Source organism: Leuconostoc mesenteroides subsp. mesenteroides ATCC 8293, assembly GCF_000014445.1.
In the GTDB taxonomy this organism is placed as follows: Bacteria; Bacillota; Bacilli; order Lactobacillales; family Lactobacillaceae; genus Leuconostoc; species Leuconostoc mesenteroides.
This window is the reverse complement of the sequence record NC_008531.1, coordinates 1,995,972-2,008,316: the sequence shown is the minus strand read 5'-3', so window position 1 is coordinate 2,008,316 and position 12,345 is coordinate 1,995,972. Positions and strand designations below refer to the sequence as shown.

General features: G+C 39.7%; 11 protein-coding genes. 10 read left to right on the top strand and 1 reads right to left on the bottom strand.

Going from position 1 to position 12,345, the window contains the following annotated elements; all coding sequences use genetic code 11:
* Positions 1 to 9: 9 nt before the first annotated feature.
* On the bottom strand, positions 10 to 1,752 hold the full coding sequence (ilvD, locus tag LEUM_RS09930) for a dihydroxy-acid dehydratase (protein ID WP_011680553.1): 1,743 nt from the start codon (positions 1,750 to 1,752) through the stop codon (positions 10 to 12).
* 448 nt (positions 1,753 to 2,200) lie between these two features.
* On the opposite strand from ilvD, the gene LEUM_RS09925 reads away from it, so the two are divergent.
* The 10 genes from LEUM_RS09925 (at position 2,201) to leuC (ending at position 12,341) form a co-directional block, all read left to right on the top strand.
* On the top strand, positions 2,201 to 3,043 hold the full coding sequence (locus LEUM_RS09925) for a helix-turn-helix domain-containing protein (protein ID WP_011680552.1): 843 nt from the start codon (positions 2,201 to 2,203) through the stop codon (positions 3,041 to 3,043).
* Between the two features lies 1 nt (position 3,044).
* Complete coding sequence (gene sufC, locus LEUM_RS09920) at positions 3,045 to 3,845, top strand: Fe-S cluster assembly ATPase SufC (RefSeq protein WP_011680551.1); 801 nt, start codon at positions 3,045 to 3,047, stop codon at positions 3,843 to 3,845.
* 1 nt (position 3,846) lies between these two features.
* Positions 3,847 to 5,031, top strand: a complete 1,185-nt coding sequence (gene sufD / locus LEUM_RS09915) for a Fe-S cluster assembly protein SufD (protein WP_011680550.1) — start codon at positions 3,847 to 3,849, stop codon at positions 5,029 to 5,031.
* Complete coding sequence (locus tag LEUM_RS09910; RefSeq protein ID WP_011680549.1) at positions 5,018 to 6,244, top strand: cysteine desulfurase; 1,227 nt, start codon at positions 5,018 to 5,020, stop codon at positions 6,242 to 6,244. Before sufD ends, LEUM_RS09910 begins: the two co-directional genes overlap by 14 nt.
* Positions 6,231 to 6,665 carry a Fe-S cluster assembly sulfur transfer protein SufU gene (gene sufU / locus LEUM_RS09905; RefSeq protein WP_010289660.1) on the top strand — a complete coding sequence of 145 codons (435 nt, stop codon included), beginning with the start codon at positions 6,231 to 6,233 and terminating at the stop codon, positions 6,663 to 6,665. Before LEUM_RS09910 ends, sufU begins: the two co-directional genes overlap by 14 nt.
* A 13-nt stretch (positions 6,666 to 6,678) precedes the next feature.
* Positions 6,679 to 8,109 carry a Fe-S cluster assembly protein SufB gene (gene sufB / locus LEUM_RS09900; RefSeq protein ID WP_011680548.1) on the top strand — a complete coding sequence of 477 codons (1,431 nt, stop codon included), beginning with the start codon at positions 6,679 to 6,681 and terminating at the stop codon, positions 8,107 to 8,109.
* Between the two features lie 3 nt (positions 8,110 to 8,112).
* A complete protein-coding gene (locus LEUM_RS09895; protein WP_011680547.1) occupies positions 8,113 to 8,418 on the top strand; it encodes a metal-sulfur cluster assembly factor in 306 nt (101 codons plus the stop codon).
* Positions 8,419 to 8,720: 302 nt separating this feature from the next.
* The gene (locus LEUM_RS09890) at positions 8,721 to 9,893 is read left to right on the top strand and encodes a 2-isopropylmalate synthase (RefSeq protein WP_011680546.1); all 1,173 of its coding nucleotides are present in this window, start codon (positions 8,721 to 8,723) and stop codon (positions 9,891 to 9,893) included.
* Position 9,894: 1 nt separating this feature from the next.
* Positions 9,895 to 10,968 (top strand): 3-isopropylmalate dehydrogenase, encoded by a 1,074-nt coding sequence (gene leuB, locus LEUM_RS09885; RefSeq protein ID WP_011680545.1) that lies wholly within the window; start codon positions 9,895 to 9,897, stop codon positions 10,966 to 10,968.
* Positions 10,965 to 12,341, top strand: coding sequence for a 3-isopropylmalate dehydratase large subunit (gene leuC, locus LEUM_RS09880; RefSeq protein WP_011680544.1), 1,377 nt, complete (start codon positions 10,965 to 10,967; stop codon positions 12,339 to 12,341). Before leuB ends, leuC begins: the two co-directional genes overlap by 4 nt.
* Positions 12,342 to 12,345: the final 4 nt, after the last annotated feature.

Here is a 12,345-nt window from a genome sequence, read left to right as displayed (position 1 = left end):
GGATAGCTTTTAGCTAGGGAATAATTCATCAGCGCCCTTTAATACGCCGCCAGTATTTGCTGAAGTGACTAAGGCTTGATAACGTGCCATCCAGCCATTTCGCATTTTAGGAACAAAGGGTTTGAGATGTTCATGGCGTTCCGCTAGCTCTGTATCATCAACATGCAAATGCATCGTACGATTGACAAGATCAATGGTAATCTTGTCACCATTTTCAACCAGTGCAATTGGACCATCATCAGCGGCTTCGGGACTAACATGGCCAACAGAGATACCACGTGATGCACCGGAAAAACGGCCATCCGTAACCAAAGCCACCTCTTTTCCTAGACCCATACCAGTAATAGCTGATGTAGGTCCTAGCATTTCGGGCATACCAGGGCCACCTTTTGGTCCCTCATAGCGAATAATCAGCACGTGACCAGCGTGAATTTGACCGCTATCTATCGCCTCAACCGCTTCTTGTTCAGAATTAAAGACAATGGCTTCTCCGGTAAAATCTTTAATACTTGGGTCAACGCCACCTGCTTTAATAACTGAACCTTTGGGTGCTAAGTTGCCATATAAAATGGATAAGCCACCTTGCTTTGAATAGGGATTAACATCGAACTTCCGGATAATTTCGTCATTAATGATTTCATGATCAGCAACATTTTCGCGCAATGTCTTACCGGTTACAGTCATGCGGTCAGGGTGCAAAACGTCACCCATACGAATTAGTTCATTGATAATAGCGGGCACACCACCAGCATTATGCACGTCTTCCATTGCCCATTTAGAAGAAGGGGCAATTTTAGATAGGTAAGGGACTTTTTTAGCAATTTCGTTAATGTCTGCTTGGTCATAATCAATGCCAGCTTCATGAGCGATAGACAACACGTGCAAAACAGTATTGGTTGAGCCACCCATGGCCATATCAAGTGCCATGGCATCATCAAGCGCTTCTTTTGTAATTAAATCGCGTGGTTTAACATTTTCCTTAACCATACGCATTAATTGCTTGGCGCCATCGCGAATTAAATCACGTCGTTCATCAGAAATTGCTAGTGCAGTACCATTGAACGGCAAGGCGATACCCATCACTTCCATTAAGGTATTCATGGAGTTAGCTGTGAACATACCAGCACAAGATCCACAAGTAGGGCAGGCATTTTGCTCCATTTCTAAGAATTCTTCCTCAGTCATTAGTCCTGATTTAAATGCACCCACGGCCTCGAACATAGAAGATAAAGTCGTGGCTTTTCCTTGAGGATCTAAACCAGCTTTCATGGGGCCACCGGAGACGAATACAGAGGGTACATTACAGCGTAAAGAAGCCATAATCATGCCAGGCGTAATTTTGTCACAGTTTGGTAAGAAGAATACACCATCAAACCAGTGTGCTGTGATGACAGTTTCAGCCGAATCGGCGATTAATTCACGAGATGGCAACGAATAGCGCATGCCTAAATGCCCCATCGCAATACCATCGTCCACACCAATGGTGTTAAACTCAAAAGGAATACCACCGGCATCACGAATGGCTTGTTTGGCGACATCAGCTAGTTCACGCAGATGAACGTGGCCAGGGATGATTTCTACATAGGAATTACAGATGGCAATGAATGGTTTTTTCATATCTTCGGGGTTACTGACTTGACCTGTCGCATATAATAACGAGCGGGCTGGAGCTTGATGAATACCCATTTTGATATGATCAGATCGTTTTTGTAAGTCATCGCTATTTACATTAAATGAAAAAGTGTCTGTCATGAAATAAATCTCCGCGTTTTCTAATTTTTAATATGTTTTTACTAATATGAGTATAGGGGTATAAACTCAATTGTCAACGAACTATTCCAAATTTATATGATTTATCGCTTCATCTATAAAATGACCAGATTATGACGATGACTGTAAAAATATAGAGACAATCTTGCTTATCTTCCGATAACGTTTGACATTTTAAAATTATAGGAATATAATTATTTCAATATTAATGTGAGTTTTTACTCAGAAACGAAAGATAACATAATGAATAAAAATATAAAAAAATTGAACAACATTCTCATTATCCTTCTTATCAGCTGATGATTAGTAGGTTATTTTGAGTGAATGTCTACTAATCGATTTGGATTTAGTAGACAGTTGGGACATTTTTTGTTCAGGCACCTAACTGTGAACGCAGTTAGGTGCCTTTTTTCATAGGATTGGGGGATCAATGATAAACATAGAAAAATTTATCAGCACGAGAAAACGCTTAAAAATTTCACAAATGGCGCTATGTACTGATATCTGTACACAAGCTACTTTGTCCAAATTTGAAAAGCATCAACAAGTGCCAGCTTTTGATATCATGATTGCTCTGTGTGAACGGTTAGGGTTAACGTTGAATGATGTTTTTCCAATCAATGTTACTGCGCGTCAAACAAACAATGAGCGTGTTTTAACATTGGCCACACAAGCACTCTTTTATCAAAATATTGGAAAATTTGAGCATCTAATCAAACAAGTAGAAATTGATAAAATGGTTGATACCGAACGGCCAACCTATCAAATTACGCAATATTTTTCGGCAGTTATCTTAAAACAAGACTGTCTAAAAGCAAAACAAATCATTAAAAAAATTGATATAGCAGGTCTTAACAAGTCACACAAGTTATTGTTTTATGCCATAACGAGTCATTACTATTATCAACGAGGCCAATTCAAAGAGGCTCACCAGGCTTTTGAAGACGTTTGGCGCTACCAAAAGGAAAGTACAACAGTAGACCATTCTGGATTTCAAGCGGCGATTGTTTATTTGTTAGCACAATATCAAATGTCGATTAAAAACTACAAATATGCTATGATGTTGGCAACTTATGGCATTGATTTAGCGAACGCAAGCGATAGTACTTATTTCTTAGAAAACTTTTTTTGGCTATTGGTGCAAGCTAGTGATACTTGGGATAGTCAGAATTTTATTGTAAATGAGATGATTGAAAATGCGCGTGTGATTGCTAAAATACATAAAAACGAAGCTATTTTACAAAAAATCAGTCAGCGAAAAGGGGAAAAATAATATGGCAACACTCAAGGTAGAGGATCTACATGTTTCAGTAGAAGGAAAAGAAATTTTAAAGGGCGTTAATTTAGTCGTCAACACTGGTGAAATTCACGCTATTATGGGACCTAATGGGACTGGAAAATCAACTTTATCACAAACAATTATGGGACATCCAGCATATGAAGTTACTGAAGGTCATATTTACATGGATGATCAAGATTTGGCTGACATGTCAGTTGATCAACGCGCTCGTGCAGGTCTATTCTTGGCCATGCAGTACCCATCTGAAATTCAAGGGGTGACCAATGCTGAATTTATGCGAGCAGCCATTAATGCTCGTCGTGCTGAAGACGAGCAAATCAGTATTATGTCTTTTATTGAAAAACTTGATGAAAAACGCGAATTTTTATCGATGTCAGAAGAAATGGCAGAACGCTATCTTAATGAAGGATTTTCTGGCGGTGAAAAAAAACGTAATGAAATCTTACAGATGATGATGATAGAGCCGAAAATTGCTATTTTAGATGAGATTGATTCAGGATTAGACATTGATGCTTTAAAGGTCGTTTCTCGTGGTGTTAACGAAATGCGTTCCAGTGAATTTGGCACACTTATGATTACGCACTATCAACGGTTACTTGACTATATTGTGCCTGATTTTGTCCACGTGATGATGGGCGGGAAAATAGTTAAAACAGGCGGTGCGGATTTGGCGAAGAAACTAGAATCTGAGGGATATACGGGATTGCGAGATGAACTCGGATTGAACGTTCATTTGACAGATGAAGATGTGAATTCGTATTTTGTGGAGGATTGATATGGTTGATAATAGCGCAATACAGTCTTTACCACTACCAACATTTGCTAAAGTTCGATACAGTTCCTGGCAACTTGATGAAATGATAGCAGCCAAGGAAGAAACGACAACGTCATATTTCACTGAGAATAATGTTCATGGCATCGAAGTTAGTGGGCTATCCACTACTTATCAGCAATTATCGGATGACATGATCGCTCGTGGAGTGATTCTGATGAATATGGCACAAGCACAGATTGAACATCCAGCATTAGTTGAAAAGCTGTTGGGTAGTGTGATTTCCAAAACAGCCGATCGATTATCAGCACAAAATTTTGCACAGTTTAACACAGGAATTTTTGTCTATATACCAGAAAACGTTCAATTTGATGATGTTTTGCACCTGTCATTGAATCATTTAGCTATATCTGGAGAGGATTTTGTGGCTCGTATTTTTGTATACGTTGGCGCCAATGCCAAGGTTGACATACTACAAGAAATGCATACAATCGGGACTCAAAAAACAAAGGCTTCTGTTGTTATCGAAGCTGTAGCGGATGTAGGTGCCCAAGTCACTTACGCTAATATTGATGCCTTTGGTGAACAAACGACAGCATTTATTAATCGAGAAGTTGAAGTAAGAGATCATGCAACTGTGGATTGGCAAAATGCTGAGTTTAATGACGGTAATGTAATCATACGATTAGCTAGTCAACTAAATGGTGAAGGCGCTACGTCACATACAAATGTCATCGGACTTACCACAAAAAAACAAACGCAAGGTTTGGTGACAACCATTTTGAATCGTGGTCGCCATACCATTGGTCATATCTTCCAACGAGGCGTTATTCTCAATCGGTCAACTTTAGTATTTAATGGTATCGGGAAAATTATTAAGGGCGCTAAAGGATCGGATGCACAGCAAGAATCGCGTGTTTTGATGCTATCACGTCGCGCACGTGGAGATGCAAATCCTTTGTTACTAATTGATGAAAACGATGTGACGGCGGGGCATGCAGCTTCTGTGGGACGTGTTGATGAAAATCAAATGTATTATTTAATGAGTCGGGGTATTAGTGAGCAAGTAGCTCGAAAGCTAGTTATTCGCGGCTTTATGGGTGAAGTTTTAGCAAAAATGCCAACAAAAGTGGCACAAAGGCAAGTAGTTGAAGAAATAGAAAGAAAGTTACGACATGAAGACGATTAGACATGATTTTCCAATACTAAATCAAACAGTCAATGGGCAAGAGCTGCTCTATTTTGATAGTGCGGCTACGTCACAAAAACCCCAGTATGTGATTGATTCATTAGTGAATTATTATCAAAATAATAATGCAAACGTGCATCGTGGTATTTATGAGCTATCAGAGCGTGCGACACAACAATATGAACAAGCCCGCGATAAAGTACAAAAATTCATTCATGCTCAAAAACGTGAAGAAGTTCTATTCACTCGTGGCACAACTGAGTCGCTTAATTGGTTGGCAAGTACTTATGGTGCAGAAAATGTTAAACAAGGAGATGAAATCCTAATATCTTACATGGAACATCATTCTAATATTGTGCCGTGGCAACAATTAGCGCAACGTGTTGGGGCTCATTTAAAATATGTCGAACTCAATGACGATGGCACCTTAAATATGGCTGATCTTGAACGGAAAATAACAGACAAAACTAAAATTGTATCAATCACACATGCTTCTAATGTGTTGGGGGTTGTTAATCCCATAAAAAAAATCGCAAAAATAGCCCACAAACATGATGCTATCATGATTGCTGATGGCGCCCAATCTGTTCCGCATATGCGTGTTGATGTGCAAGATATGGATGTTGATTTTTTTGCTTTTTCGGGTCATAAAATGCTTGGACCAACAGGTATAGGAGTTCTTTACGGCAAACATGATATTTTAGAAAATATGAAACCTGCTCAATTTGGTGGAGAAATGATTGAATTGGTAGACTTGCAAGAAGCGACCTTTCAGCCTTCACCATGGCGTTTTGAGGCGGGAACGCCCAATATTGCTGGTGCAATTGCTTTAGGATCCGCTATTGATTATCTGACAAATATCGGAATGAAAGAGGTCGAAAACTATGAGCAGTCTCTAGTTGATTATGCCTTGCCAAAGCTAAAAAGTATTGCGGGTGTCACCATTTATGGTCCGCAAAACAGTGAACAGCATTCAGGCGTGATTGCATTTAATTTAGCAGGGGTCCATGCCCACGACCTAGCCACGGCCTTGGATCAAGAAGGAATTGAGGTTCGTGCAGGACATCATTGTGCGCAGCCGCTGATGAAATATTTGAATATTGCAGCGACAGTTCGTATTAGTTTGTATATCTATAATACGCGTGAAGAAATCGATCGATTTATTAGTGTCATTGAAGATATTAAGGAGTATTTTAACCGTGAGTTTGCATAATTTAGATCTTTTATATCGCCAAACAGTCATGGAATATGCCCAACATCCGCATCATTATAAGCCTATGTTGGGTACAGAAACTTATCATGTTCGAAAATATAATCCCACTTGTGGTGATATTATTGATTTAGCTTTTGAGATGACTGACGATAAAGTGACAGATATATATTTTTATGGGGATGGCTGCGCTATATCAAAGGCTTCGGCTTCAATGATGACAGATTTAGTACTGGGACAGCGTCGTGAAGCTGTCGCTACCTTACTTGAGGAGTTTTCAAAACTGACACGTGGCGAAGTAGCTGATACAAAACTTCTTGGAGAAGCACAAATTTTAGCAGGGGTTACTAAATTTCCCACACGAATAAAGTGCGCAACTTTAGCATGGCATGCCTTGGACGAGTTATTATCAGTAGAGAAATAAAGAGGTTTCGATAATGGAAATAGATAGACAAGAAGCTATTAATCAAACAAAAGCAGCCATTTCAAATGATAAGGCCAGTGAACTAGGATTTCAAGATGACTACCAGGCTGTATTTTCAACAGGAAAAGGGTTAAACGAAGACATTATTCGTCAAATTTCAGCTAAAAAGAATGAACCTCAATGGATGTTAGACTACCGGTTACAAGCCTATCAAACATACCTCAGAATGCCTATGCATACATGGGGGCCAGATCTAAGTGAAATTCATTTTGAAGATATTTACTACTATAATAAGCCAACAAATGATAAATATCGTGATTGGGATGATGTACCAGCTGAATTAAAGGAAACCTTTGAGCGTTTGGGTGTACCTGAAGCCGAACGGAAGTGGCTAGCAGGGTCTTCTGCCCAGTACGAGTCTGAAGTGGTTTACCACCGGATGAAAGAAGAATTCGCTAAGACAGGTATTATTTTTACCGACACAGATACTGCAGTCCAAGAATATCCAGAGCTTATTCAAGAATACTTTGGATCACTGGTTAAACCAACCAATAATAAATTAGCGGCCTTAAATTCAGCAGTTTGGTCTGGTGGTACATTCATTTATGTCCCTAAAGATGTTCACGTTACGACACCTATTCAGTCTTATTTTCGAATTAATACTGAAAATGAAGGTCAGTTTGAACGGACACTTATTATTGTTGATGAAGGGGCGCATGTTGATTACGTTGAGGGCTGTTCAGCACCAATGTATTCAGGGGATGCACTACATGCTGCTGTGGTAGAAGTGATTGTTAAAAAAGACGGATATTGCCGTTACACTACGATTCAAAACTGGTCTAATAATGTGTATTCATTAGAAACAAAACGTGCAGCAGCGCATGAAAACGCAACGATGGAATGGGTTGATGGCAATTTTGGTTCAAAAACGACGATGAAGTATCCATCAGTCTATTTGGAAGGCGAGGGCGCAAAGGGTACAATGCTTTCGATTGCTGTTGCTGGCGAAGGCGTTAACTTAGATTCTGGTGCGCAAATGATTCATAATGCTAAAAATACGTCGTCATCTATCATTTCAAAGTCAATTGCACACGATGGTGGTTCTACAGATTATCGTGGCACAGTGAAATTTGGTCGCGAATCTGATGGGTCATTTGCTCACGTCGAGTGTGACACGATTTTAGTTGATGATAAATCTTCAGCTGATACGATTCCATACAATACAATTTTGAATGGTAATGTGTCAATGGAGCATGAGGCAAAAGTATCGCGTGTTTCTGAAGAGCAATTGTATTATCTAATGACACGTGGTATTTCTGCCGAAAAAGCCACAGAGATGATTATTATGGGCTTTATCGAACCTTTCACAAAAGAACTGCCAATGGAATATGCTGTTGAGTTAAATCGATTAATGAAATTTGAAATGGTGGGATCGGTAGGATAAGGTATGAATAAAAAAGTTGAGGCAAGTATCATGGATGCTTTAACGACAGTCATTGACCCAGAACTGCGAGTTGATATTGTTAACTTAGGATTAATCAATGCTGTTGATATCAATTCTATCGGTGATGTAACCATTAATATGACGCTTACAACGATGGGGTGTCCGTTAATTAGTGTGTTGGAAGAAATGATTGACGAAGCATTAAAAATTTTACCTGAAGTAAAGACAACCAAAGTTGAACTCACATGGGAACCAGCTTGGGAAATTGATCGAATGTCGCGATACGCAAAAATGGCGTTAGGATTATAAAACGACTAAATTATATAAAATTGGAATAAAACACACCTTGTAATTGACGATGAATTATAAAGTAGTTATGATTGGATTATTAAATTAAAAGGAAGTGTTTCACATGAGAAATCAGGCTACTGTACAAACGAATATTACAAATGCAGCCCTTCTCCTCAACTTGCTTAGACTACCCTAGCAAGTTGAGCTTTTGAGCTGGTTGTTAGGTACTTATCTAATGGCTAGTGAATAAAAGGATGTGAGTGCATGATCCCGGACTAGTCAAATTGACTGGTCCGGGATTTTAATTTAAGGAGAAAATTATGGCAAGCAAAGTAACTTTTTATGACACAACAATGCGTGATGGTGAACAAACAATTGGGGTTAACTTTTCAATTGAAGAAAAGATTGAAATAGCAAAAGGATTGGATGATTATGGCGTTGCAGCAATTGAAGCGGGATTTCCTGCGGCTTCTCAGAAAGACTTTGAAGAAGTGAAAAGAATTGCAGAAGTTGTGGATAACGCAAAAGTTGTCGGTTTGGCACGAATGGTCAGAAATGATATTAATGCGGTTATTGAGGCAACCAAGGATGCAAAACATCCAATGATTCATGTGTTCATTGCAACTTCACCAATTCATCGTGAGTTTAAATTACACATGACCAAAGCAGAAATTTTGGACAAAATCAAAGCAGACGTTACTTTTACTAAGCAACATATGCAAGATATTGTATTCTCACCTGAAGATGCGACACGAACTGAACCTGATTTTTTGGTAGCCAGCGTGCAAACAGCTATTGACGCTGGAGCAACAATGATTAACATACCAGACACAGTTGGTTATGATACGCCAGAAGAATACGGTGAAGTTTTTGAAAACTTGCGTCAAAATATTGTTGGTTTTGACACAGTTGGTTGGTCAACACATACACATAATGATTTGGGTATGGCAACGGCTAATGCTTTGGCAGGCATTGAGCATGGTGCGACGGAAATTCAAGGTACAATCAACGGGATTGGTGAACGTGCCGGAAACGTTGATATGATTGAAGCAGCAGCAGCTATTCATGTGCGTCATGAAAAGTTTAATGCAGAAACAGATATTGTCTTAGCTCAGTCAAAAGCCATTTCTGACATTGTCGCACGCGCAACCCGCATGCCAGTTGCGGGTAATAAACCCATTATGGGACGCAATGCCTTTGCTCATGAATCTGGGATTCATCAGGATGGTTACTTAAAAAATCCAGAAACTTATGAAATTTTGAAGCCAGAAATGGTTGGTGCTACGGCATCCCTACCTCTGGGGAAATTGTCGGGATCGCATGCGGTAATGTCAAAACTAAATAGCCTAGGTTATGAGGTGACTCGTGATGATATGAAATCAATTTTCCCAATCTTTAAATCAGTTGCCGAAGAGTCTGATTTGATTACAGATGATCAATTAAAGGTTATTATGCAAGTCGTTGAAGAAAAAGAAATGGTGAGTTATCAATAATATGACATCAGTTAAAAAAATAGTAGTTTTAAAAGGCGATTATATCGGTCCCGAAATCATGACAGCAGGTTTAGCAGTATTGGACGCTGCGACAAAGGATACAACATTTGCTTATGAACTTATAGATGCACCATTTGGTGGTGATGGTATTGATCGAGCTGGTGACCCGCTACCACAGTCAACTATTGATGTTTCAAAACAAGCTGATGCGGTGCTACTTAGTGCAATTGGTGGGCCGAAATGGGATAATGCGCCACGACGTCCAGAACAAGGGCTATTAGAAATTAGATCAAAACTTAACTTATTTGCTAATATCCGGCCAACAAAAGTGACGGCAGCACAAATTGACCGTTCACCACTGAAGCCAGAGTATGTTGAAAATACGGATTTTGTAATCGTTCGTGAGCTGACCTCTGGTGCTTATTTTGGAAAGCCACGTAAGCTCGAAGCACATCAAGCAATTGATACGATGTATTACAGTGAAGAAGAAGTAACTCGTATTATGCACCAAGGCTTTAAAATGGCGCAAAAACGGAACAAGCATGTCACCATTGTTGATAAGTCAAATGTATTGGCTACATCAAAGTTTTGGCGAAAGATTGCTAATGAAGTTGGCAAAAGTTATCAGGATGTGACAATCGACTATTACTATGTTGACGCGATGACAATGGCTATTATGGCCAAGCCCACAACATTTGATGTTGTGATTATACCTAATTTGTTTGGGGACATTTTAAGTGATGAAGCAGCACAAATTACAGGCTCAATTGGACAAATACCTTCTATGTCAGTTGGTGAAAGCGGCCCTAATTTGTATGAGCCAATTCATGGCTCAGCACCTGACATTGCTGGGCAAGGCATAGCCAATCCCATTTCTATGGTAAATACGGTAGCTATGATGTTAACGGAAAGCTTTGATGAAAAAAGGATTGCCGATAAAATTACTGCAGCAGTAGACTACATTATTGAAAACCACTGTGTGACACCAGACATGGGTGGCACGATGACGACCGATGAAGTCACACAAAAAATGGTTGATTACATAAAAAATTATGAATCGGCGGATATAAAATGAGCAAAACACTATTTGATAAAATTTGGGAAAAACACGTCATTACTGGGGAAATTGGTGAGGCTCAATTGATTTATGTGGATTTGCATTTGGTACATGAGGTGACATCACCTCAACCTTTTGATGGGTTGAGAAGTACGAACCGTCGCGTTAGACGACCAGATTTAACTTTTGCAACCATGGATCATAATGTGCCAACGAAAGATATATTTAATGTGCAAGATCAAATGTCTCGATTGCAGATGGATACATTGGTCAAAAACACGAAGGAATTTGACATCCCATTAGCATCAATTGGTGATGACAAGCAGGGAATTGTGCATGTTGTGGGGCCTGAACGGGGTCTGACACAGCCTGCCAAAGTAATCGTCTGTGGTGATTCCCACACAGCAACACATGGTGCGTTTGGAGCAATCGCCTTTGGCATTGGCACTTCCGAAGTTGAGCATGTGCTAGCGACCCAAACAATTTGGCAAGTTAAACCAAAAACCATGGGGATTAAGGTTACTGGAAAACTGCCTAAAAATACATACGCCAAAGATATTATCATGGGCATCATTGCTAAATATGGGGTGTCGTTTGGAGTCGGTTATGCGATCGAATTTTACGGAGAAACTGTTGAGAACCTTTCAATGGAGGCTCGTATGACGATGTGTAATATGTCGATTGAAGCTGGTTCAAGAACTGGTATGGTGCAACCAGATCAAACGACATTTGACTACATTGAAGGTCGTGAACAAGCACCAAAAGATTTTGAATCCGCTAAAAACTATTGGTCACAATTCTACACAGATGATGAAAGTGATTTTGATGAGACGTTGACCTTTGATGTATCAAATTTGAAACCGATGGTGACATGGGGAACAAATCCAGGCATGGCCACACCTGTTGATCAGTCTTTGCCAGCAATCAAAGATGATAATGATGCCAATGCCTATGAATATATTGGCTTGCATCCCAATATGAAGCCAGTTGACATTAATTTAGATTACATTTTCATCGGATCATGCACGAATAGTCGTTATGAAGATCTTGAAATTGCTGCGAATATGATGAAGGGGCATCACTTGGCGCCTAATGTCACTGCCTGGGTGGTGCCTGGCAGTCGTGCGATAAGAAATCGTGCGATTAAATCGGGTATTGCTCAAATATTTGAAGAAGCTGGTTGTGAATGGCGTGAACCAGGATGTTCGGCATGCTTGGCGATGAATCCCGATAAAATTCCAGCAGGGAAACATGTTGCTTCAACATCAAATAGAAATTTCATTGGACGCCAAGGTGCAGGATCGAGAACGCATTTGGCTTCTCCAGCTATGGTTGCTGCAGCAGGGATTGCTGGTCACTTCGTTGATATTACGACAGATGAATTTGTATAGGGGA